At 58.5% G+C, this 21,638-nt stretch carries 19 protein-coding genes and 2 tRNA genes; 5 read left to right on the top strand and 16 right to left on the bottom strand.

What is annotated here, in order from left to right; all coding sequences use genetic code 11:
• Positions 1 to 2: 2 nt before the first annotated feature.
• Together fnr and ylqF are read right to left on the bottom strand one after the other, a co-directional pair.
• Positions 3 to 755 (bottom strand): fumarate/nitrate reduction transcriptional regulator Fnr, encoded by a 753-nt coding sequence (gene fnr / locus ABIE59_RS03875; protein WP_354444578.1) that lies wholly within the window; start codon positions 753 to 755, stop codon positions 3 to 5.
• A 274-nt stretch (positions 756 to 1,029) separates the two neighbouring features.
• Positions 1,030 to 1,953 (bottom strand): ribosome biogenesis GTPase YlqF, encoded by a 924-nt coding sequence (gene ylqF, locus ABIE59_RS03870; protein WP_354444413.1) that lies wholly within the window; start codon positions 1,951 to 1,953, stop codon positions 1,030 to 1,032.
• A gap of 239 nt (positions 1,954 to 2,192) precedes the next feature.
• On the opposite strand from ylqF, the gene ABIE59_RS03865 reads away from it, so the two are divergent.
• Positions 2,193 to 2,636 carry a Spy/CpxP family protein refolding chaperone gene (locus ABIE59_RS03865; protein ID WP_354444411.1) on the top strand — a complete coding sequence of 148 codons (444 nt, stop codon included), beginning with the start codon at positions 2,193 to 2,195 and terminating at the stop codon, positions 2,634 to 2,636.
• A 51-nt stretch (positions 2,637 to 2,687) separates the two neighbouring features.
• Here ABIE59_RS03865 and ABIE59_RS03860 read toward each other — a convergent pair whose 3' ends face one another.
• The 14 genes from ABIE59_RS03860 to ABIE59_RS03795 all read right to left on the bottom strand — a co-directional run bounded on the left by ABIE59_RS03860 (position 2,688) and on the right by ABIE59_RS03795 (position 17,414).
• On the bottom strand, positions 2,688 to 5,165 hold the full coding sequence (locus tag ABIE59_RS03860; protein WP_354444409.1) for an efflux RND transporter permease subunit: 2,478 nt from the start codon (positions 5,163 to 5,165) through the stop codon (positions 2,688 to 2,690).
• Between the two features lie 48 nt (positions 5,166 to 5,213).
• The gene (locus ABIE59_RS03855) at positions 5,214 to 6,434 is read right to left on the bottom strand and encodes a methyl-accepting chemotaxis protein (protein WP_354444407.1); all 1,221 of its coding nucleotides are present in this window, start codon (positions 6,432 to 6,434) and stop codon (positions 5,214 to 5,216) included.
• A gap of 7 nt (positions 6,435 to 6,441) precedes the next feature.
• Entirely contained in the window at positions 6,442 to 7,488 is a 1,047-nt protein-coding gene (lipA, locus tag ABIE59_RS03850) for a lipoyl synthase (protein ID WP_354444405.1), read from the bottom strand.
• A gap of 132 nt (positions 7,489 to 7,620) precedes the next feature.
• Positions 7,621 to 8,898 (bottom strand): O-acetylhomoserine aminocarboxypropyltransferase/cysteine synthase family protein, encoded by a 1,278-nt coding sequence (locus ABIE59_RS03845; RefSeq protein ID WP_354444403.1) that lies wholly within the window; start codon positions 8,896 to 8,898, stop codon positions 7,621 to 7,623.
• Positions 8,899 to 8,999: 101 nt separating this feature from the next.
• Positions 9,000 to 10,211, bottom strand: a complete 1,212-nt coding sequence (locus ABIE59_RS03840) for a serine hydrolase domain-containing protein (protein ID WP_354444401.1) — start codon at positions 10,209 to 10,211, stop codon at positions 9,000 to 9,002.
• A 100-nt stretch (positions 10,212 to 10,311) separates the two neighbouring features.
• A tRNA-Met gene (locus ABIE59_RS03835) sits at positions 10,312 to 10,388 on the bottom strand.
• A 90-nt stretch (positions 10,389 to 10,478) separates the two neighbouring features.
• Positions 10,479 to 11,570 (bottom strand): redox-regulated ATPase YchF, encoded by a 1,092-nt coding sequence (ychF, locus tag ABIE59_RS03830; protein WP_061333290.1) that lies wholly within the window; start codon positions 11,568 to 11,570, stop codon positions 10,479 to 10,481.
• 83 nt (positions 11,571 to 11,653) lie between these two features.
• A complete protein-coding gene (gene pth, locus ABIE59_RS03825; protein WP_152437427.1) occupies positions 11,654 to 12,244 on the bottom strand; it encodes an aminoacyl-tRNA hydrolase in 591 nt (196 codons plus the stop codon).
• A 21-nt stretch (positions 12,245 to 12,265) separates the two neighbouring features.
• Complete coding sequence (locus tag ABIE59_RS03820; RefSeq protein WP_354444398.1) at positions 12,266 to 12,904, bottom strand: 50S ribosomal protein L25/general stress protein Ctc; 639 nt, start codon at positions 12,902 to 12,904, stop codon at positions 12,266 to 12,268.
• A gap of 164 nt (positions 12,905 to 13,068) precedes the next feature.
• Positions 13,069 to 14,019 carry a ribose-phosphate diphosphokinase gene (locus ABIE59_RS03815; RefSeq protein WP_061333292.1) on the bottom strand — a complete coding sequence of 317 codons (951 nt, stop codon included), beginning with the start codon at positions 14,017 to 14,019 and terminating at the stop codon, positions 13,069 to 13,071.
• A 52-nt stretch (positions 14,020 to 14,071) separates the two neighbouring features.
• Positions 14,072 to 14,146, bottom strand: a tRNA-Gln gene (locus ABIE59_RS03810).
• Between the two features lie 22 nt (positions 14,147 to 14,168).
• Entirely contained in the window at positions 14,169 to 15,032 is an 864-nt protein-coding gene (gene ispE, locus ABIE59_RS03805; protein WP_354444396.1) for a 4-(cytidine 5'-diphospho)-2-C-methyl-D-erythritol kinase, read from the bottom strand.
• A gap of 4 nt (positions 15,033 to 15,036) precedes the next feature.
• On the bottom strand, positions 15,037 to 15,663 hold the full coding sequence (lolB, locus tag ABIE59_RS03800; protein WP_354444394.1) for a lipoprotein insertase outer membrane protein LolB: 627 nt from the start codon (positions 15,661 to 15,663) through the stop codon (positions 15,037 to 15,039).
• Entirely contained in the window at positions 15,663 to 17,414 is a 1,752-nt protein-coding gene (locus tag ABIE59_RS03795) for a tetratricopeptide repeat protein (RefSeq protein ID WP_354444392.1), read from the bottom strand. The genes lolB and ABIE59_RS03795 overlap by 1 nt, the downstream gene beginning before the upstream one ends.
• Positions 17,415 to 17,648: 234 nt before the next feature.
• Here ABIE59_RS03795 and hemA point away from each other — a divergent pair, with 234 nt between their 5' ends.
• The 4 genes from hemA to ABIE59_RS03775 are packed head-to-tail and all read left to right on the top strand — an operon-like array spanning position 17,649 to position 21,625.
• The gene (hemA, locus tag ABIE59_RS03790) at positions 17,649 to 18,938 is read left to right on the top strand and encodes a glutamyl-tRNA reductase (protein ID WP_354444390.1); all 1,290 of its coding nucleotides are present in this window, start codon (positions 17,649 to 17,651) and stop codon (positions 18,936 to 18,938) included.
• Complete coding sequence (gene prfA / locus ABIE59_RS03785; protein ID WP_152437432.1) at positions 18,935 to 20,023, top strand: peptide chain release factor 1; 1,089 nt, start codon at positions 18,935 to 18,937, stop codon at positions 20,021 to 20,023. The genes hemA and prfA overlap by 4 nt, the downstream gene beginning before the upstream one ends.
• Positions 20,013 to 20,867: a peptide chain release factor N(5)-glutamine methyltransferase gene (gene prmC, locus ABIE59_RS03780; RefSeq protein WP_354444388.1), complete on the top strand. Its 855-nt coding sequence runs from the start codon at positions 20,013 to 20,015 to the stop codon at positions 20,865 to 20,867. The genes prfA and prmC overlap by 11 nt, the downstream gene beginning before the upstream one ends.
• A gap of 11 nt (positions 20,868 to 20,878) precedes the next feature.
• Positions 20,879 to 21,625, top strand: coding sequence for a HesA/MoeB/ThiF family protein (locus ABIE59_RS03775; protein ID WP_354444386.1), 747 nt, complete (start codon positions 20,879 to 20,881; stop codon positions 21,623 to 21,625).
• Positions 21,626 to 21,638 lie beyond the last annotated feature (13 nt).

Genomic DNA, 21,638 nt, shown 5'->3' with positions numbered 1-21,638 from the left:
GCTTACTGTTGACAGCCCTGGCGAGCGAAATCCCGAGTGACCATCTGCAGGGCTTCAACATCAAGAAGTTCCACTTCCCGGCCCTTGGCCCGGATGATGCCCTGATTCTGGAAGCGGGTGAACACCCGGCTCACGGTTTCCACGGCCAGCCCCAGGAAATTGGCGATATCGTTTCTCGCCATGGGCAAGCTGAAGTTGGTGGGCGACATTCTGCGACGGCGGAACCGGCTGGACAATGACAGCAAAAGGGCGGCGATGCGCTCTTCGGCGGTATTCTTGCTCAGCAGCATGGCCAGCTGATGGCTGTTCTGAATTTCCTGGCTCATCAGGTGGTACATGTGGTGCTGCAGTTCCGGTAGCTTGCCGGTCAGCTCTTCCAGCTTGTCCACCGGGAACTCACATACACTGGTCCGCTCCAGGGCCTTGGCGGTGCAGGCGTAATGTTCGCTGCTCATGCTGTCGAGGCCCACGAGTTCGCCGGGCATATAAAACCCGGTGACCTGCTCGTCACCGCCTTCGGTGATGATGGATGTCTTGATGGAACCGCTTTTAACTGCAAAACAGGAGCGGAAAGGCGTGCTCTGATCAAAGATGTGTTCACCACGGTTGAAAATCCGCCCCTGCTGGACGATGTCTTCCAATCGCTCCAGATCGTTTTCTTCCACGGCCAGAGGAAGACACAGGTTGCTCAGGCTGCACTGCTGGCAGGAGGCCTTGAGGGGAGACATTTGGTGAAGTCGAATTGCCTGGGCCATATTGACGAACCATCCGGGTTGATCCATATCAGGCTGCTGTTATGTGCAGCCGTCCTCATTCCTGACTGGCAGGGATTGCACCTGCTCAGGAAGTAAGACCATGGACAATCCGGATGCGCTCAAAGTTCAGCGGATCGCCATGGCTGCCAATGCTGAAACATCTGGAATCTCACACATTGATCGAAATCAAGTATAGCAAAAGAGTCTGATCTTATGCGTGGATTTTAAGACGGCTTTGGTCTAACTGATCCGATAGCCGAGTGCTTGCATCCGCTCAGCGCGACCTCTTCTTGCGCTCCTCGGTTCGGGACTGCTTTTCGGCTTCCCGGGCTGCCTCATCCGCCCGCGCCTGCTGCAATTCTTGCTCAACCATCTCAGGCGTTTCCAGGGAAATCCGGCCGATGGTTCCGGCCCTGAATTCGTTCAGCAGGATCTCGGATACCTTGTGGAGGTCTGGTACGCCACCCCGGCGGAAAAACTTCCGCTTCTCGGCAATGGCGTCCATCAGGGCGAGGCCATCGCCCGGTTGCTGTTCCAGGCCGTAGCGGGCCATCACCAGTTCCGGGTAGGCCTTGACCAGGTAATCCGCTTCAAACATCGCCACATCTTCGAAGTCCAGCACGGCGCTGCGAATGGCGCCAGAGATAGCCAGCCGGTAACCGCACTGTTCCGGGGACAGTTTGGGCCAGAGAAACCCGGGCGTGTCATACAACAATACGTTGTCTGGGAGTTTGATGGCCTGCTGGGCCCGGGTAACCGCTGGTTCGTTTCCGGTTTTGGCGGCTGGCCGGCCGGCGAGGGTGTTGATCAGAGTGGATTTGCCAACGTTCGGAATGCCCAGGATCATCACCCGAAGCGCGCTTTTCTGGCGATCGTGGCCCGGGGTAAGCTCCTCTGCCAATTTCAGGATGCCCAGTGCTTCCTTTCGCTCATTGTGGGTCAGGGTAATGGCGCGAACGCCCCGTTCCTGTTCCAGCCATTGCAGCCATTGCTCGGTTACCGCCGGGTCTGCCAGGTCACGTTTGTTCAGGACTTTGATCAGTGGGGTGTCCCCACGCAGCGACGGCACCAGTGGGTTCTCACTGCTGAAGGGAATGCGGGCGTCTACTACCTCGATGATCAGGTCCATCTGGGGCATGACTTTTTTGATCTCCTTTCGGGCCTTGTGCATGTGCCCTGGAAACCAGTTAATCGCCATGGTATACGCTCCGCTTGCTATTGAAAGGCGCCATTATGCAGGGGAATGACCAAATTTTCATAGTCGCTGCGCCCCCCGTGTGCCGGGAGCCGACAGACTTTTTTCCGGAAGTATGTACAAAAAGAAGGGTGATCGGGGTGAAAAGTGGGGCCGGAATGTTTTAGTGTGTACAGCCTTGAACAGTGAAAGCAACGAAATCCGGTGGTTAGAGCGTGGCCACCGGCCATGTGGAGAAATGTATGAAATTAGCAAAGATTATCGGTTCTGCCCTGGTTGCCATCAGCCTTTCCATGCCCGCGTTTGCCCAGCAGGCAGCCCCGGGCCAGCCAGACCAGGTAGATCAGCTTGCCCAGATGGTGGGCCTTTCTGATGACCAGCAAACTGAAATTCGTGGCATTATTGATGAAATGCAGGGCGAAATTGGCGCGTTGCGTCAGAATGCCCAGTCTCTGCAGCAGGCACTGCAGGCTGAAATCAAATCGGACTACAGCGAATCTGCCATTCGTGACAACGCCGAGAAACTGGGCGACGTGACTGGCGAGATTGCCGCACTGTCTGCACTGATGCAGGCGCGGGTGGATGCGGTATTCACCGAAGAACAACGTGATGAGCTGGATCGCCGCATGCGGGAGATGCAACAGCAGATGCGGCAGCAACAGCAGATGATGCAGCCCGGCCAGTAAAACCGGCTGAACCAAACCCCGCCCGAGCGATGCTCCGGCGGGGTTTTTTATTTATGGGGCGGGGAATGGCTTGAACAGAATGATCAGCCTTGGCAGCAGGGTCAGGGCGCCCACCAGGGCCATGAACATGGCAAAGCCGGTGAACAGCCCAAAGTAGATGGTGGGGATGAAGTTGGACAGTACCAGAATCGAGAACCCGGAGATGATGGTCAGCGAGGTGAAAAACATGGCCTGGCCGATGCTTCGGTGGCATCGGTGCATGGTGGCCAGGTAATCACCGTCTTTGGCAAATTCGGTTTTGAACCGGTGGATGTAGTGGATGGTGTCATCCACGGCAATACCCACGGTAATGGCAGCCACGGTGATGGTCATCATATCCAGTGGAATCCCCAGCCAGCCCATCAGTCCCAATACCGACCCCGCGGCAATCAGGTTGGGCGCCATGCCAATCAACGCAAGCTTGATTGACCGGAACAGAATCAGAAACATCACCATGATGGCAGCAAAGACCACGCCGATGGTTTTGATCTGTGAATCAAACAGGCTCTGCAGCATGTTGTTGTACATTACTGTCATGCCCGAGAGCTGGACTCGTTCAGGGTCATAGCCCAGCTCGGTTGTGAGATGGTTGTGGATGCGGTCCAGCAGATCCTGCCGGCGCAGATCCGGCATGGTTTCCAGTATCCGGATGCTGAACCGGGCCTGGCTCTCCTCTTCGGAAATGTAGGGTGTCAGCAGGATATCCTGCAAATCGTCAGGAACTGCGGCCGGTACAAACGCCAGTTCCACGGCGTTCAGCGGCGTGCCGCCGTTGATTTGGGCCAGCAGGTCCAGGGTGGTGCTGATCGACAGCACCTTGCCGGTCTCTGGCAGGCTGTTGAGGTAGTCGTGCACGTCACCAAGCTGACGCATTTTCTGGTAGGTATACCAGGTGTCCCGGTAGTCTTCTTCGTCACAGTCTTCCACGAACGGATCGCAATCGCTGGCGAAGGGGTCGTCGCTATAGTTCTCAGGTGGCGGCTCATCCGTGATCACCACGTCCAGCGGCGTGGTGCCGCCAAGACGGTCGTCGATGGTGATCATGCCCTGATGGATCTCGGTGGAGGACTTGAAGTAGTCAATAAAGCTGTTCTCTACGGTCAGCCGGTTCAGGCCTATCACGCACAGCACGGCAATCACCCCGGAACCCACCAGCACGGTGCTGCCAAACCGCTCGGTGACGCGGGCAAAGGCATCGGTGAACGGAATCCTGTCCGAGGTTACCCGGCTGTCCAAAGGTGGCGGCAGCAGGCTGAGCAGGGCCGGGAATATCAGGAAGGTGATGATAAAGGCCACTGATAACCCCAAAGTCATCATCCAGCCAAAATCAATCACCGGTCGAATCCCGCTGAAGGTCAGGGAGCCGAAGGCGACAATGGTGGTGATGGCCATGTAGAAGCAGGGTTTGATCATGGCCATGACAGTGCGCCGCAGGATATCCCGGGGCGGGGCCTCAGGCTCGTCGTGCTGAAACTCCCGGTAGCGCACAATCAGGTGGATGGTGAGCGACAGGGTCATGATCAGCAGCAGGGAGATAAAGTTGGATGATATGACGGTGACCGGCCACTGCGCCCAACCAAGGAAGCCGATCATCAGCCACACGGTAAAGCCGCAACACAACAGGGGCACCAGAACCCAGCGCCATTGCCGGAAGATAACCGCCAGGGTCAGCAGCAGGAACGCCAGCACCCCCAGGCCAAAGGTGGACAAATCGTTTTTAATGAAGCGGATCATATCGGCGACGATCATCGGCACACCGCCCAGGTGAATCTCGGCGTGCTCCCGGTGGTTGTCAAGGATCGCACGGACCTTGCCGATGGTGGCGTCCCTCTCTTTACCGAGGGATTCGGTGTAGCGAATGAATTCCTGGCTAACCTGGTCCAGCTGCCGTTGTTCGTCGGCGCTGGCGTTGCCGGAGTTCACCCGGTCCCGCAGCTCGTCGCGCCGGTTCAGCAACTCAAAATAGCGCTCGGGTGTGGGCAGGTTCACCTGAATGGCGGTGGTGCCCGAGTCTATACTGAGCAGCAGGTTGGGGTACATGGGGTTGTCCAGCAGTGCCTGGCGGGCGGTGTCCGGAGCAATCTCATGTTCGTCCAGGGTCTTGATTTCAGTGTCGACAGTATCCAGCGTCAGGTCCGGGCTGTGCAGCAACGGTACGTTCAGGATGCTATTGGTCGAGCTGACGGCTTCCAGCGCCTGCAGTTCGTCCCGCAGGGCTCTGAGGCGGCTCAGGCCTTCCTGGGTGAAGAGTGGCCCGTGGGGCGTGTAGGTCACCACCAGGAAGTCGTCTGAGGTGGTGAAGGTGCGGTTTACCTGCCGGTACTCTTCCAGTGAGCGATCGTTTTCAAGCACCAGCGATTCCGCCGAGGCGTCCAGCCGGAACTGGTCAAAGCGCAAGGCCGCCAGGGCCAGGATGGCTCCGAACAGGACCAGGACAATCCAGGGGTGGGGAAGGATAAAACGATCGTAAAAGGCACCGATGCGGTTCATGTATCAGGACTCTGCAGCGAAAAACGACTGCAGAGTGTGCCACAAACCTCAGTGAACTTTGACCTTTGATGCAGCGTCTTCGAGCGATTCGATCAGGTGTTTCAGTCGGCGGGTCATCTCGGCGCTGTCGGAAAGCTGGGTGACCATGCTTTGGGTGGTCTCCCGAATACCCTGAACATTGGCCAGTACGTCATCGGTGCCAGCGGTCTGTTCGGCGGACATGTCCGCGATTTCCTGATTGGTCCGGTCAATGCGGGTAACCACTTCGTTGATGGCTTCCAGGGCCTGGCGCCCCTGTTCCGACTCCTCCACGCAACGAGCTGCGCTCTCTGAGCTGCCGGTCATCTGCTGCACCGATGTGTTCATCGCTGCCAGCAGCTTGTCCAGTCTGGTCTGAATCTGGTCGGTGGAGTCCTGCACCCGTTGGGCCAGTTTGCGTACTTCGTCCGCGACCACAGCAAAGCCCCGGCCCTGCTCGCCGGCCCGGGCGGCTTCAATGGCAGCATTCAGTGCCAGCAGGTTGGTTTGTTCAGCAATGCCTTTGATCTCTGTGATGGTCTGGCCAATGGCCTGGCTGTTTTCGGCGAGGGATTCGACGCTGCTGGCCGAGTTGCGGATAACCTGTTCCAGTTGGCGAATGCTGTCGGCGCTCCTGCTCACGCGTTCCTGGCCCGCAAGGGCGGTGTCGCGGGCCTCATGGGACAGGGTCTTGGCGATGCCAGACTGCTCGGCAATACCGATGAAACTCTGCAGCATGGTTTCAATGACTTCGGCTGACCGGTCGGCACCCGCCTGCTGGCGTGCCAGGTTATCCCGCCGGGATTCTGCTGCCAGGGTCAGCTCCTGCACCTCCCGGTTGAGCCGTTCGATAGCCTCCTTCATGCTGCGAACAACGTTGACGGTGCGATCCTGCATGGCATTGAAGGCGGTAGCCATCTCGCCGATCTCATCGGTGGAATCCACCGGGGCCCGCTCGCTGAGATTGCCGCTGGCCTGAACCGACACCATGGTGTCTTTGAGGCGGTGTATGTGCCGCTCTATAAAAGAAATCAGCAATTGGGAGCCGGCCATCTCAAGCGCCATAAGCACGGCAACCACCAGGGCAAAGCCTGGTGCGGTGTCGGCAAACACCTGTGAGAAGCTCGCACCAGACTTTTCAGCGATCAGCTGCATGGCGTAAAGCACCAGCAGGCAGAGCACAGCAAACACCACAATATTCAGCAACCAGAACTTGTACTTCAGCCGGGCATTGCGCAGCAGTGTCAGCATGGGCGCCTCAGTCGATGGCTTTAACGGGAATCTGCATGGCGTTGTTCGCCTGCGGAACGTCGGGCACGGCCAGCCCCAGATTATTCTTGTCGAACACTCGGTCAGCCCGGTAGCTTGAGCGCACCATGGGGCCTGATGGCACTTCCATGAAGCCCTTCTCCAGGCCGATGTCGCGGTAGCGGTTGAACTCTTCCGGGGTCACGTAGCGTTCCACCGGCAGGTGGTTGGGGGTTGGGCGCAGGTACTGGCCAAGGGTAAGAATGTCGACGCCAATGGCCCGCAGGTCATCCATGGTTGCCAGGATTTCTTCTTCGGTTTCACCCAGGCCGAGCATCAGGCTGGTCTTGGTGAGTACGTCTGGCCGGTGCTTCTTGGCGTGGGCCAGCACGCTCAGGGTTTTTTCGTAACCGGCACGGGGGTCGCGCACGCGGTGCGTCAGGCGTTTGACCGTTTCCACATTCTGGGCAAACACATCCAGCCCGGAATCCACCACTTTTTCCACGTCGCTCATTACTGCGTCAAAATCCGGGGTCAGGGCTTCTACAGCCACTTCCGGTGTGCGCTGTTTGATGGCGGAGACACAGGCGGCGTAGTGCGCGGCACCACCGTCGTCCAGATCGTCCCGGTCTACCGAGGTCAGAACGATGTAGCGCAGGCCCATCAGCTCCACAGACTTGGCGGTGTTCTCTGGCTCTTCCGGGTCCAGCCAGCCTTTTGGGTTGCCGGTGTCGACCGCGCAGAATTTACAGGCTCGGGTACACACCGAGCCCATCACCATGATGGTGGCGGTGCCGTTGGTCCAGCATTCGCCGATGTTGGGGCAGTGGGATTCCTGGCATACGGTGCTCAGGCGGTGTTCCGAGACGTTGCGGCGCACGGCATCGTAGCGTTCGCCACCGGGCATTCGCGCTCTCAGCCATTTTGGCTTGCGCTCCAGGGGTTTGTCTTCCGTGCTGGAGGCTGTTCTTTTCACGCCGTCCTTGATGGCGGAAAAGCCGTGTTCGTTACGGAATTTGGAACCACTGGTAATGCGGGGCTTTGCGCTTTCGCTCATTGGGCCGGAGACTCTCGCAGAAAAGGTATGGAGAACCTTAAAGGTTAATCGGCGGGGCGAGCAGTTACAAGGCAGATACGGGCAATCACGAGGTAACCGGGCACGACTTTGGTCGTACCCGGTTGATGGTTATCAAGCCTGGGATTTGTCCAGGGCCTGGGTGATGTCGGCAATGATGTCGTCTACGTGCTCAATGCCAATAGACAGCCGCACCAGGTCTTCGCTGACACCGGCACTCTTCAGCTCGTCTGCGTTGAGCTGGCGGTGGGTGGTGGTGGCCGGGTGGCACGCCAGGGACTTGGCATCACCAATGTTTACCAGGCGCAGGATCATGTCCAGCGCATCGATAAACCTGGCGCCGGCCTCGCGGCCGCCCTTGATGCCAAAGCTCAGAATACCGGAGGCCTTGCCGCCGCAGATCTTGTCACAGGTGGCCTTGTAGGGGCTGTTGGTCAGGCCGGCGTAGTTCACCCACTCCACGGCGGGGTGATCCTGCAGGAACTGGGCAACCTTCTGGGCGTTGTCGCAATGGCGCTCCATTCGCAGGGCCAGGGTTTCCAGGCCCTGCATGATCAGGAAGGCGTTGAATGGCGATAGGGCAGAGCCGGTGTTGCGCAGTGGCACCACGCGGCAGCGGCCGATAAAGGCGGCTTCGCCAAGGGCTTCGGTGTAAACCACGCCATGGTAGGACGGGTCCGGCTGGTTCATCATCGGGAACTTGTCGGCGCTGGCTTTCCAGTCAAATTTACCGGAATCCACCACAATACCCGCTACGGTGGTGCCGTGGCCGCCGATGTATTTGGTCAGGGAGTGGATCACGATATCGGCGCCATGCTCGAATGGGCGACACAGGAACGGCGTGGCCACAGTGTTATCAACAATCAGCGGAATGCCGTGCTTGTGGGCAATTTCCGCCCACTTCTGGATATCCACCACGTTGCCGGCCGGGTTGCCGATCGACTCGCAGAACAGGGCGCGGGTCTGGTCGTCGATGGCGTTCTCTACCGCCGCGAAATCATCGTGGGGCACCATCTTGCACTCGATGCCCTGGTTGGGCAGGGAGTGGGCGAACAGGTTGTAGGTGCCGCCATAGAGTTGGCTGGTGCTGACGATGTTATTGCCAACCTTGCAGATGGTTTGCAGGGCATAGGTGATGGCCGCCATACCGGAGGCCACAGCCAAGGCGCCGATACCGCCTTCCAGCGCTGCCATACGCTCTTCCAGAACCGCGTTGGTGGGGTTCATGATGCGGGTATAGATGTTGCCTTGCACCTTAAGATCAAACAGATCGGCACCATGCTGGGTGTCGTCGAAGGTGTAGGAGGTGGTCTGGTAAATGGGGGTGGTGGCGGCCTTGGTAGTCGGGTCGCTCTTGAAGCCGGCGTGCAGTGCTAGGGTTTCCGCTTTCATCACAACGTTCCTTGCTGGTGGTTTGTTCGTTACTGGTTCGAGGCCCTGAAGTATGGCACAGAGCTTTCCTGAAGAGGATGACGCCTGTCAATCGCTACAGATCAGTCCAGGGCTCCATACACCAGAGCTCGGAGTTCCTGACGGATCGGATAAGAGGAAGAGGGCATTAGCTGAGTCATGAAGATCACTACCATGTCCTCCACCGGATCGACAAAGAAACTGGTGCTGGCCAGCCCACCCCAGCCGAACTCGTTTTGTGAGCCGATGGTGGCGGATTTGGCGACATCGGTTTTCACCGAGAAGCCCAGTCCGAAGCCGCTGCCCGCGTAGGGCGTTTCGCTGAAGCCACCAATTGAGAGCGCCGGCAGATCCTTGCCCTCGGGCAAATGGTTCAGGCGCATGAACTCAAGGGTCTTTCGCCCGATAATCCGCTGGCCCTGATACTCGCCACCCTGGCACAAGGCCTGGGCAAACCGGTAATAGTCGTCAATGGTGGAGACCAACCCGCCACCGCCAGAGAGGAAGCGGGGCTGCTTGAGATATTTCGAGCGCCGCGGGTCATCCTGCAGTTTCATGGTGTCGCCGGGTTGATGCAGGTAACAGGCGGCGAACCTGTCTTGCTGGTCCGGGCGCACCTGGAAGCCCGTCTCGGTCATACCCAGTGGTTTAAATATATGCTCCTGGAAATAGTCATCCAGCGGTTGACCGGAGAGCAGCTGGACCAGATAGCCGATCACATCCGTAGATACCGAGTAGTTCCAGGCGGTCCCTGGCGAAAACTCCAGTGGCAGGTCAGCCAGCCGATCCACTAGCTTGTCCAGGGTCAGAATGGAGCTGCCATCCAGCTTCAGCTGGCGGTAGGCGGCGTCCACTTCGGTTCGCTCGGTGAAACCGTAGGTCAGCCCCGAAGTGTGGGTCATCAGATCCCTGACGGTCATGGTGGTCGCTGCCGGCTCGGTTTTGAAATCCGGGTAGCTGCCACCCTTGTACACCCGCAGGTTGCGCCAGGCCGGAATGTATTTGTGCACTGGGTCATTGAGCAGAAACCTGCCCTGCTCGTACAGCTGCATCATCGCGATGCTGGTGATGGGTTTGGTCATCGAATAGATGCGGAACACCGTATCCCGTTCCATGGGCAGGTTGCGCTCTGCTTCTCTCAGCCCTCTGGCCTCACTCCAGACAACCTTGCCGTGTCGCGCAACCAGTGCCGCAAAACCGGGTAGCTTGCCGGGCTGGATATAGTTCTTTTCAAAGTGCCGGCTGATGCGCTCGAGGCGATCCAGCGACAGTCCTGACACGAGGGATTCCGGCATGGCTGCTATCCTGTGCTGTAAAACACGCAATCGGGCTCTCAACGGGGTTGGGCCAGAACGAAAAAAGCCCGGATCTTTCGAACCGGGCTTTTAAGAATACTGGTAGCAAGGGGCGGAGTCGAACCGCCGACCCCAGCATTATGAGTGCTGTGCTCTAACCAACTGAGCTACCTTGCCATTTCGATTGAGGCGTGCCCCAAACGAGGCGCGTATTTTCGGTATTTGGGCCCAAGGTGTCAAGGCTTTGGGACCAAAAATCCGGAAAAATTACACGTTAAACCGGAAGTGAATTACGTCGCCATCCTTAACGATGTATTCCTTGCCTTCCAGGCGCCATTTGCCGGCATCCTTGGCGCCGGCTTCACCGTTGTACTGCACGAAATCGTCGTAGCTGATCACTTCGGCGCGGATGAAGCCGCGTTCGAAGTCGGTGTGGATAACGCCCGCTGCCTGGGGGGCGGTGGCGCCGATCTTGACGGTCCAGGCGCGTACTTCCTTTACCCCTGCGGTGAAATAGGTTTGCAGCCCCAGCAGGCCGTAGCCGGCGCGGATCACGCGGTCCAGGCCGGGCTCTTCCATGCCCATTTCGTCCAGGAACATGGCTTTCTCTTCGTCTTCCAGCTCGGAGATTTCGGCTTCCATCTTGTTGCAGATGGGCACCACCACGGCATTCTCTGAGGCGGCAATTTCGCGAACCTTGTCCAGGTGCGGATTGTTCTCGAAGCCGTCTTCATTCACGTTGGCGATGTACATGGTGGGCTTGACGGTGAGCAGGCACAGTTCCCGCACCAGGGCCATCTGGTCTTTGTCCAGGCCCATACTGCGCACCGGTTTGCCTTCATTCAGTACCGGCAGCAGCTTCTCGAACATCTCCAGCTGGGCTTTGGCTTCTTTGTCGCCGCTCTTGGCGACTCGCTGCACACGCTTGATGGCTTTCTCGACGGTGTCCAGGTCGGCCAGGGCCAACTCAGTGTTGATCACTTCAATATCAGATGCCGGGTCAACCTTGTTGGCCACGTGGATGACGTTGCCGTCTTCGAAGCAGCGCACTACATGGGCAATGGCGTCGGTCTGGCGGATGTTGGCCAGGAACTGGTTGCCCAGGCCCTCGCCTTTGGAGGCGCCGGCGACCAGGCCGGCGATGTCGACAAATTCCATGGTGGTGGGCACGACTCGCTCGGGCTTGACGATTTCGGCCAGTTTGGTCAGGCGCGGGTCGGGCATGGCCACCACCCCGGCGTTGGGTTCGATGGTGCAGAACGGGAAGTTCTCTGCGCCGATGCCGGCTTTGGTCAGTGCGTTGAACAGGGTAGATTTGCCGACGTTGGGAAGGCCGACGATGCCGCAGTTAAATCCCATGGAATGCCTCTGCTGGAACTGAAAAATTTGGGCGGATTATACCGGGGTATCGGTACGGGTGCGAGTAAGGGGATGTGCCTTGCTCAGGGGGTCGGTTTGAAACTGTGTAACCGGTTCATGGCGGCCGCCAGTTTGCCGTTGGCGGCGTCTGGCAAAACCCGCATGACTTCGTCGAACACGGCGCTCAGCTGCTCGGTTTCCTGTTTGCCGAGTCGGCCCAGTACAAAACCGGTGACCTTACGGCTGTCGCCGGGATGGCCGATGCCAAGGCGTAGTCGCTGGAAGTCGTTGGTGCCGAGGTGGGCAATGGTGTCCCTCAGGCCGTTATGGCCGCCGTGGCCGCCGCCTTTCTTCAGCTTGGCCGTGCCGGGGGGCAGGTCGAGCTCGTCGTGGGCAACCAGAATCTGTTCAGGAGAAATCTTGAAGAAGTCCGCCAGGGCCTTGATGGCAATGCCGCTGCGGTTCATGAAAGTGCTGGGGTTCAGAAGGTGCAGGTCGAGGCCCTGCCACTGAATGCGGGCGTAAAGCCCGTGGTACTTCTTTTCGGGGCGTAGCGTCTGGCCCGCATGGCGGGCCAGCGCTTCGACGAACAGGGCGCCGGCGTTGTGGCGGGTATTCTCGTAGTCGGCGCCGGGATTTCCCAGGCCAACCACCATGACAATATCCTGTGCCATTCGCCTTTGCCCCCGGAGTGATTACTCCTCGCCGCCTTCCTCGCCTTCGGCGTCTTCAGCGTCGTCCGCCTTGGCACCTTTCGGCTTGTGGATAGAGGCAACCGGCTGGTCGTGGTCTTCACCCTGCAGCAGGGCAGCAACACGAACGCCTTTCGGCAGTTTCAGGTCGCTCAGGTGGACAACCTGGTCCATGGCGACGTCAGTCAGGTCGACTTCGATGAACTCAGGCAGGTTCTGCGGCAGACAGATAACTTCCACTTCGGTCATGGTGTGGGAAACAATACCACCCTGGAGTTTAACGGCCGGCGCAGTGTCTTCGTTGATGAAGTGCAGCGGTACGTTAACGTGGATCTCGTGATCCTTGTCTACGCGCAGGAAGTCGGCGTGGGTCAGCAGCAGCTTGTACGGATGGCGCTGCAGATCCTTCAGGATCACGCTTTCTTTTTTGCCCTGAATGTCGATGGTCAGGATGTGAGAGAAGAAGGCTTCGTTTTCGAGGGCCTTTTTCAGCTCGTTGTGCCAGATGGAGACCGGCGTTGCGTCTTTTCCGCCACCGTAGATGATGGCTGGGATTTTACGCTCTTCGCGACGCAGGCGGCGGCTCGCACCTTTCCCCTGATCGTCACGAGGAAATGCTTCAATAAGGAATTCCTGAGACATGGTATGTACCTCGTTGTTCATCTGAGCGGCCCGCGACCAGGCTCGGAACAGATGAGTTCTTTGAATGACCGGATTTTTCCGATCGACTAAAAGAGTCGGGAGCCCTGTTGGACTCCCGACCCGAAAACTGCCTTTAAGTCTGAGTGTTGCGGAGCTTTGCCCGTTCAGACGTTCTCAAACATGGCGCTGATGGACTCTTCGTTACTCACCCGACGAATCGATTCGGCAAGCAGTCCTGCCATGCTGAGGGGGCGGATTCTAGCACAATTTTTGGCTTTGTCACCCAATGGAATGGTGTCGCACACCACCAGTTCGTCCAGCTCCGAGTTGTTGATGTTCTCGACGGCCGGGCCAGACAGCACCGGGTGGGTAATATAGGCGACTACGCGGGAGGCGCCGTGCTCTTTCAGGGCGTTGGCTGCCTTGCACAGGGTGCCGGCGGTATCGACGATGTCGTCAACCAGGATGCAGGTTTTGTCTTTGACGTCACCGATGATGTGCATAACCTGGGAAACGTTGGCCTTCGGGCGGCGTTTGTCGATGATGGCCAGGTCGGCATCATCCAGGCGCTTGGCAACGGCGCGGGCGCGTACAACCCCGCCTACATCCGGGGATACCACGACAAAGTTTTCGAACCGCTGCTTTTCGATGTCTTCAAGCAGCACCGGGGTGGCGTAGATGTTGTCCACCGGGATGTCGAAGAAGCCCTGAATCTGGTCAGCGTGGAGGTCTACGGTCAGCACACGGTCGACGCCAATGCTGGAAATCATGTCAGCAACCACTTTGGCGCTGATGGCTACCCGGGTAGAGCGAACCCGACGATCCTGGCGGGCGTATCCGTAATAAGGGATAACGGCGGTGATCCGTGTGGCGGAAGCGCGGCGCAGGGCGTCGGCCATCACGATCAGTTCCATCAGGTTGTCGTTGGTGGGGTAGCAGGTGGGCTGGATAATGAAAACGTCGTGACCACGAACATTTTCATTGATCTCAACGGTGGTCTCACCATCGCTGAAACGGCCAACGGTGGCCTGGCCCATGGGAATATGCAGTTTCCTGGCAATATCGCGCGCCAGTTCAGGGTTGGCATTGCCAGCGAAGATCATCAATTTGGACACGACAGCATCCTTCTCAGTATCGGCGTTTGATTCAGAAGAAGCGGGAGAAAGGTGGCTGGGGTGGCAGGATTCGAACCTGCGCATGACGGGATCAAAACCCGTTGCCTTACCACTTGGCGACACCCCAATATCATCGTGCTTTCTTGGCATCATTTCAGCTCTGTCAGCTTTTTGTGCAGAGGTGAATGGTTCACCCCTTTAGCTACGAACCCCGTGATGCCGGAGGGTTTGCTTTCCCAGATAATCCGGGCTGCGGATTCTGTCGGGAAACGTCCAAAAATGCAAGCCCCGGTTCCGGTTAATCTTGCAGGTCCGAATTGTGAAAGCCATTCCAGGCTCTTGTTAACCTCCGGATACAGTTTTCGAACTACATCCTCACAGTCGTTTCGGTACCTCGAGGCGTCTCCCTCAAAAGCGGGCGCTATTTTCATTTTTGGGGTGTCCCTTGTCAACCCTTCTTCCGAAAAAATCTTCCCGGTGTTTATTTCGCAGTCAGGCTTGAGGACCACAAACCAGTCTTCCGGTGGATTGGCGGGCGTGAGCTTTTCACCCACCCCTTCGCCAATGGCGGAGCGGCCGCGAACGAACACCGGTACATCGGCGCCCAGATCCAGGCCCAGCTCGGCAAGCTCGTCTTCATCAAGATGCAGTTCCCAGAGGTGGTTTAGTGCTACCAGGGTGGTCGCGGCGTTGGAGCTGCCGCCCCCGAGGCCGCCGCCCATGGGAAGTCGTTTTTGAATGCGGATCGTCACGCCGGGTAATGCGTGGCTGGCGCGTTCGGCCAGGGCACGGGCTGCGCGAATAATGAGGTTGTCGTTGTCAGGTACCCCGGGAACCGGTTCCTCAAGGCGTATGCGGGCATCCCCCGGGGTCAGGGTGAAGGTGATCTCGTCGCCGTAATCGAGAAACTGAAACAGGGTTTGTAGTTCGTGATAGCCATCGGGTCGTCTGCCCACGATGTGCAGGAACAGGTTGAGCTTGGCCGGCGAGGGCAGGGTAATGCTGTTGCTCACGTGCTCAATCCTTTCTCTGCCAGTCACTGATCACCACTCGAACGCGCTTGTCGTCCTTCAGGGCGGTGATTCGGGCGGGGAGCTGAGGCAGATCATCAATGAACGCCTGCCAGCGATCGTAGCGTATTTCCCAGCCGTCCTGGCGAATGATGGCTAGCCGTTGCTGGTCATCGAACAATAGCCGGAAATTGCCGTCCGGTGCTGGTAGCCCTCGAATCCACCAGGTCAGGCTGTCGATCGGCAGTTGCCAGCCGGTTGCAGCCTGTACCAGCTGTTCCGGGTTCGATGATTGGTAGGTGTCGCCGTTAGCCAGTTGCAGTTCGAGAAATCCCGGTGTTCCGCGCAGGTTGGTGCTGCCCATCCCCAGAAAGGACGATGACAGCGCAAGGTCATAGTATTCGCCTTGCTGCTCCCAGTGGTTAATCACAGCGGTGCCACTGTCTGAAGGTTGGCGCACCGCCAGTTTCCCGGAAAGCTGCCAGTGCTGGAATTGACCAAGCGTGCGGGACCGTTCAGCCCAGTTGGCTGGGGGCTGGTCGGTCATGCCCTCCGGGAGTGGTTCCAGTTGAATGGTGGTGCAGCCGCCCAGCAGGGTGAGTAGCATCAGGGCGGCGCACAGATTCCTCAACATCAGGAATTTCCGTTGCCGGTCAGGCGTTGGATGGTTTCAATCAGGATGTCGTGGTCCGGGTCCTGCTCCAGGCCTTCTTCCCAGATAACGCGGGCCTGTTCTTCATTTCCGGTGACCCACAGGGCTTCCCCGTAGTGGGCGGCCACTTCCGGGTCCGGGTAGGCAGCCCAGGCGTCGGCCAGGTATTCAAGGGCGGCTTCGGTGTTGCCCTGGCGAAACAGTACCCAGCCCATGCTGTCGAGAATGGCGGGATTATTTGGGTCCAGCGCCAGCGCCCGCTCAATGTAACTGCGGGCTTCGTCCAGTCGCTCCGTGCGAATGGTCAGAATGTACCCGAGTGCGTTCAGTGCCACTGCATTGTCTGGTTGTTGTGACAGGATTGCCCTCAGATCTTCCTCAGCCTGTCCAGTGTTGCCCAGCGTGTCGTGCAACATGGCTCGGGCATAGCGGATCTGAATGTTTTCAGGGAATGCCTCCAGGGCCTGGTCCGCGGCTGCCATGGCGTCCTGTTCGCGCTGCTGGTCGAGCAGCAGGTTGACTTCCAGCAGCCAGAAATTTTCGGCCTGCCCCGGGTTTGAATCCCTCAGCGTGTCAATTCTGGCAAGTGCGCCGGCCAGATCCCCGGTTTCGGCCTGCAGCTCGCTTGCCCGGGACAGGGCGGGGAAGAAGTAGTTTCCGCCCTCTACGCTCATGTAAAAGCCGATAGCGTTGGCGATGTTACCTTCTTCCTCCTCGATGCGGCCGAGGTAGTAGCTGGCTTCATCGGTATGGTGGCCCTGTTCGATCAACTCAGTCAGCTCTTCTTTGGCCAGCTCTGGCTGACGGTTTTCCAGGGCGACCAGGGCAAATGACAGCCTGAGCCCCGGGGTTTGGGGGTAGCGTTGGACCAGCCGTTCGAATTCGTCCTGGGCGGCTTGGAGCTCCCCTTCGTTAATCAGGATTCGGCCATACAGTGTGCCCAGTTGCCGGTTGGCCGGAAATCGCCGAGTGTTTGTGGTCAGGTAATTCAGTGCTTCTCTTGTTTGGCCTGTCTGGTACAGCAGGTCACCTTTGAGTGCGATGGCGGGCTGGAAGTTGGGCTCCCGGTTAGTAAGCCGTTCGATACGCTCCAGGGCTTGCTCCGGCGCGCCGGTGATTTTCAGAAGCAGGGCAATGCTGTACTCAAGCTCGAGATTGTCCGGGTGCCGTTCGGCCAGTTGCTCATAGAGCTGAAGCAGTTCCCGTTGCTGGGCCGGAGGCAGGTTGGCAGACATGGCTGCCAGGCTGTCAAAGTCGGCATCCTCTCCCTGCTCCATAATGCGTTCCATATGGACCAGAGCGGTTTCAAGATCCTGGCGTTTGACTGCCTGTATGGCAGAAACCCGGTGTGCCAGCAGGTTGTCGGGCTCCAGTTGCAGCCATAGGTCTGCCAGTTGTTGCTGCGCGTTATCGGCATTCAGGGACTGGGCAATGCGCATGGCACGAGTGATGACGCCGCGATCTTTTGAGGTTTTGGCTGCCTGCAGGTAGTTGACCAGGGTTACATCATAGCGCCCACGCTGGGCAGCAATCTCCGCCGCCAGGAGTTGGTAAAGCACTTCTGGCTCGAAATCCGCATAACGAATCTCTTCCTGTGGCGTCGGGGTGACCGCTATGGGAGTAGGTTCATCAGCCTTTGGTTCTGTCGTTCCGGAAAAGCTGGCGCAGCCGGGCAGGGCGGCAATGGTGAAGGCCAGCAGGCTGGTAACCAGATACGGTGCGGATTTTTGCATGCAACTTCCCGTGTGCTGTCGGCAGTACGTCAGAGTATGTTCTGTTCTGCCGTAGAATTGAGGCAGATCGGGTTTAGGCCGTGGCCGAGCCTCTATAATGGCATAAGCATTTGAACTTGCCCAACCTGTCCGCAGTTCCCGAAGGCGACGTGTTTTCGGGTGGCAGGCGGTGGCCCTCACCGGTAGAATGGCACAATATGTTCGTCGACTGGCATAAGGTTTTTTAACCTCGAAATGGCATTGCTGACACTGGGAATCAATCACCGAACCGCACCCGTGGAAATCCGCGAACGTGTGGCGTTTACCCCGGAGCGGATGGCGGAAGCCTTCTCGGAACTCCGGGCGGCGTCCGGTGCCAGCGAAGCGGCCATTCTGTCTACCTGCAACCGCACCGAACTTTACCTGGCCGGAGACGACGACTGCGCGCCCACGGTACTGCGTTGGCTGGCCGGTTTTCATGAGCTGGATGTAGCCGACCTTGAGGAGGTGCTCTACGTTCACCGGGATTCCGAAGCCGTTCGCCATATGATGCGCGTAGCGGCGGGGCTGGATTCCATGGTGCTGGGCGAACCGCAAATCTTCGGTCAGTTGAAGGATGCCTACTCCCTGGCTCGCGAGCATGGGGCCACCGGTTCTTTTCTGTCCCGCCTGTTTGAGCAGACCTTCTCGGTAGCCAAGCGAGTTCGCACCCAGACCGCGATTGGGGAAAACCCGGTGTCGGTGGCCTATGCCTCTGTCAGCATGGCGCATCATATCTTTGCCGATATGTCCCGCAACAAGGCGTTGCTGATTGGCGCCGGCAAAACCATTGAACTGGTCTCCCGCCACCTGGCCGATGCCGGCGTGAAAGACTTCCTGGTGGCCAATCGCACCCTGGAACGTGCCCAGGCGCTGGCCGAACTGCACGGTGGCAAGGGCATTGTTCTGTCGGAAATTCCCGATCACCTGGCGGACGTCGACATCATCATTTCCTCTACGGCCAGCCCGTTGCCAATACTTGGCAAGGGAGCGGTGGAGCGCGCGCTGAAGAAGCGCAAACACCGTCCGTTCTTCATGGTCGACATTGCGGTTCCCCGGGATATTGAGCCGGAGGTGGGGTCGCTGGCCGATGTGTATCTCTATACCGTTGACGATCTGCGGCAGGTAATCGAAGAAAACATCCGTTCCCGTGAAGGTGCTGCCCGCGAAGCCGAGAACCTGATCAGCAGTGGCGTACAGGAATTCCTGGACCAGCTCCGGGCCCTGGATGCGGTCTCTACCCTGAAAGTGTTTCGCCAGCGTGCCGAACTGCTGCGGGATATTGAATCTGAAAAGGCCCTGCGTGCCTTACGCAACGGCGTTGACCCGGAGACGGTGCTGCGCAGCCTGGCACGTGGCCTCACCAACAAACTGCTTCACCAGCCCTCTGTACAAGTGCGTAAAGCCATGGCCGAGGGCCGCACCGAAGTCACCGAATGCCTGCGGGAGCTGTATCAGCTTGATGCCCTGGAAGCTGACGAGCCCACCACCACGGAAAAATTATGAAGCCATCGATCCAGTCCCGCCTCGAACAGCTTGTTGAACGGTTCGAGGAGGTCAACGCGTTGCTGAGCGATGCCTCGGTGATTGCCAACCAGGACAAATTCCGGGAACTGTCCCGGGAATTTTCTGAGATTGAGCCGGTGGTAAAGTGTTTCCAGGCCTGGCGCCAATCCCATGAGGATATCGCGGAAGCGAAAGAACTGGCCAAAGACGGCGACGCCGAGATGAGGGCCATGGCGGAAGAAGAACTGGCCGCCGCCGAAGCGCGTAGCGAAGAGCTTGACGAAGAGCTGCAGCGCTTGATGCTGCCGAAAGACCCGAACGACACCAAGAACGTGTTCCTGGAAGTGCGCGCCGGTACCGGCGGTGACGAAGCCGCGATTTTTGCCGGCGACCTGTTCCGCATGTATTCCCGTTATGCGGAAAAACACCGTTGGCAGGTGGAAGTGCTGAGCGAGAACGAGGGTGAGCACGGCGGCTATAAAGAAGTCATCGCCCGGGTGTCAGGAGATGGCGTCTACGGAACGCTCAAGTTTGAGTCTGGAGCCCACCGGGTGCAGCGGGTACCGGAAACCGAGTCCCAGGGCCGCATTCACACCTCCGCCTGCACCGTGGCCGTGATTCCGGAGGCCGATGAATCAGAAGCCATCGAGATAAATAAGGCTGATTTGCGCGTCGACACCTTCCGCTCCTCCGGTGCCGGTGGCCAGCATGTCAACAAAACCGACTCCGCCATCCGTATCACCCACCTGCCCACCGGCATTGTGGTGGAGTGCCAGGAAGAGCGTTCCCAGCACAAAAACCGCGCCAAGGCTCTGAGCCTGCTGGCGTCCCGGCTGCAGAACGCCGAGCTGGAGAAACAGCAGAAGAGCATGGCGGAAACCCGCAAAAGTTTGGTGGGCAGTGGCGACCGCTCGGAACGTATTCGCACCTACAATTTCCCCCAGGGCCGGGTGACTGACCACCGCATCAACCTTACCTTGTACAAGCTGGACGAGGTGATTGCCGGCGATCTCGACGCGGTGGTGGTACCCCTGCAACAGGAACACCAGGCCGAATTACTGGCAGAACTGGCCAATGAGCAGTGAGTCCTCGCTGACCTGTGAAACCCTTCTGAATAACGCCATTGAACAGATTGGTGGTGATTCCCCGCGGCTGGACGCCGAATTAGTGTTGAGCCACGTAACCGGCCTGGGCCGCACCAGCTTCCGGGCCTGGCCCGAGCGGGAAGTAGCCCCTGATCAGGCGCAAGCGTTTCGCGAATTGGTGGCTGAACGAGTTAAGGGAGTACCCATCGCCTACCTGCTGGGCCAGCAGGAATTCTGGTCATTGCCCCTGAAAGTCAGCCCTTCCACCCTGATTCCCCGGCCAGACACCGAGTGCCTGGTGGAAACCGCGTTGGAACTACCGCTGCCTGAAATCGCCCGCGTGCTGGATCTTGGCACCGGTACCGGCGCCATTGCGCTCGCGCTGGCCAGCGAGAAAGCTAAGTGGCAGATTATGGCCAGCGATCGTATTGAAGAGGCCGTCGAACTGGCCCGGGAAAACAGTCGGTCCCTGCAGCTGCCGATTACCGTGGTGCAGAGCCACTGGTTCGACCAGATCCCCGCGGGTGGATTTGACCTGCTGATCTCCAATCCTCCTTATATACCCGCCAGTGACCGTCACCTGAACGAAGGCGACGTGCGATTTGAACCATCATCAGCTTTGGTGGCAGGTGATGATGGCCTGGACGACATCCGGTTGCTGGTCACCGAAGGCCTTAAACGCCTGAACCCCGAAGGCTGGATGCTGCTGGAACACGGTTACGACCAGGGCGAGGCCGTTCGGGATTTGTTTGCCGCAGCCGGATGGCGCAACATAGAAACCCGCAAAGACTACGGCAGAAACGACCGAATGACCTTGGCCCGAAAACCAGCCAGCGACCAGTAGCGAGACTGATCATGCTCAGCGATGAAGAACTGCTCCGATACAGCCGCCAGATCCTGATGCCCCGGTTCGACATCGCCGGTCAGGAAAAACTCAAGGCCGCCCATGTGCTGGTGATCGGCGCCGGTGGTTTGGGTTGCCCGGTAGCCTTGTATCTGGGCGCAGCCGGCGTTGGCCATCTGACTCTGGTAGACGATGACCAGATCGAACTGGCCAACCTGCAACGGCAGATTGCGTTTAAACAGAGCTGGCTGGGTGATTCAAAAGCGGAGCGCCTGGCCCAGCGGGTAAGGGCGATCAACCCGGAGATCGCCGTTAGTGCGGTGAATCGGCGGGTGGATGGCGACGACCTCAAACAGCTGGTTGCTGAATCCACGCTGGTGCTGGACTGTACTGATAACTTCAATACCCGTTTTGCGTTGAACCGGGCCTCGGTCGCCAACAAGGTTCCGTTGGTATCCGGTGCTGCCATTCGTGGTGAAGGGCAGTTGTCTGTTTACGATCCCCGGCGGCCAGAAAGTCCCTGTTACCACTGCCTGTATCCCGAACAGGGTAATGAAGATCTGACGTGTTCTGAGGCGGGCGTTATCGCTCCGTTAGTCGGCATGATCGGCTCCGCTCAGGCCATGGAAGCAATAAAAGTGATCTCAGAGGTAGGCAAGCCCCTGGTCGGTCGCTTGCTCATCCTGGATGCCTGGCAGATGGAGTGGCGGGAAATGAAACTGGCTAAGGATCCTGATTGTCCGGTGTGTTCCTCGTGATTTCGGAGTAAGG

The organism is Marinobacter sp. MBR-99 (assembly GCF_040547575.1).
In the GTDB taxonomy this organism is placed as follows: domain Bacteria; phylum Pseudomonadota; class Gammaproteobacteria; order Pseudomonadales; family Oleiphilaceae; genus Marinobacter.
The sequence above is the reverse complement of the archived record's forward strand: the minus strand, read 5'-3'. Positions and strand labels throughout refer to the sequence as shown.

What these genes read in the sequence shown, in the direction of transcription:
- pth (WP_152437427.1), bottom strand. Translation starts at nt 12,244, where the DNA reads ATGGCACAGGATATTGTCATGGTGGTTGGCCTGGGAAATCCCGGCGCC.
- ABIE59_RS03860 (WP_354444409.1), bottom strand. Translation starts at nt 5,165, where the DNA reads ATGAACCGCATCGGTGCCTTTTACGATCGTTTTATCCTTCCCCACCCC.
- ABIE59_RS03865 (WP_354444411.1), top strand. Translation starts at nt 2,193, where the DNA reads ATGAAATTAGCAAAGATTATCGGTTCTGCCCTGGTTGCCATCAGCCTT.
- lipA (WP_354444405.1), bottom strand. Translation starts at nt 7,488, where the DNA reads ATGAGCGAAAGCGCAAAGCCCCGCATTACCAGTGGTTCCAAATTCCGT.
- fnr (WP_354444578.1), bottom strand. Translation starts at nt 755, where the DNA reads ATGGCCCAGGCAATTCGACTTCACCAAATGTCTCCCCTCAAGGCCTCC.
- prmC (WP_354444388.1), top strand. Translation starts at nt 20,013, where the DNA reads ATGAGCAGTGAGTCCTCGCTGACCTGTGAAACCCTTCTGAATAACGCC.
- ychF (WP_061333290.1), bottom strand. Translation starts at nt 11,570, where the DNA reads ATGGGATTTAACTGCGGCATCGTCGGCCTTCCCAACGTCGGCAAATCT.
- hemA (WP_354444390.1), top strand. Translation starts at nt 17,649, where the DNA reads ATGGCATTGCTGACACTGGGAATCAATCACCGAACCGCACCCGTGGAA.
- ABIE59_RS03795 (WP_354444392.1), bottom strand. Translation starts at nt 17,414, where the DNA reads ATGCAAAAATCCGCACCGTATCTGGTTACCAGCCTGCTGGCCTTCACC.
- lolB (WP_354444394.1), bottom strand. Translation starts at nt 15,663, where the DNA reads ATGTTGAGGAATCTGTGCGCCGCCCTGATGCTACTCACCCTGCTGGGC.
- ABIE59_RS03775 (WP_354444386.1), top strand. Translation starts at nt 20,879, where the DNA reads ATGCTCAGCGATGAAGAACTGCTCCGATACAGCCGCCAGATCCTGATG.
- ABIE59_RS03820 (WP_354444398.1), bottom strand. Translation starts at nt 12,904, where the DNA reads ATGTCTCAGGAATTCCTTATTGAAGCATTTCCTCGTGACGATCAGGGG.
- ylqF (WP_354444413.1), bottom strand. Translation starts at nt 1,953, where the DNA reads ATGGCGATTAACTGGTTTCCAGGGCACATGCACAAGGCCCGAAAGGAG.
- ABIE59_RS03855 (WP_354444407.1), bottom strand. Translation starts at nt 6,434, where the DNA reads ATGCTGACACTGCTGCGCAATGCCCGGCTGAAGTACAAGTTCTGGTTG.
- ABIE59_RS03845 (WP_354444403.1), bottom strand. Translation starts at nt 8,898, where the DNA reads ATGAAAGCGGAAACCCTAGCACTGCACGCCGGCTTCAAGAGCGACCCG.
- ABIE59_RS03840 (WP_354444401.1), bottom strand. Translation starts at nt 10,211, where the DNA reads ATGCCGGAATCCCTCGTGTCAGGACTGTCGCTGGATCGCCTCGAGCGC.
- prfA (WP_152437432.1), top strand. Translation starts at nt 18,935, where the DNA reads ATGAAGCCATCGATCCAGTCCCGCCTCGAACAGCTTGTTGAACGGTTC.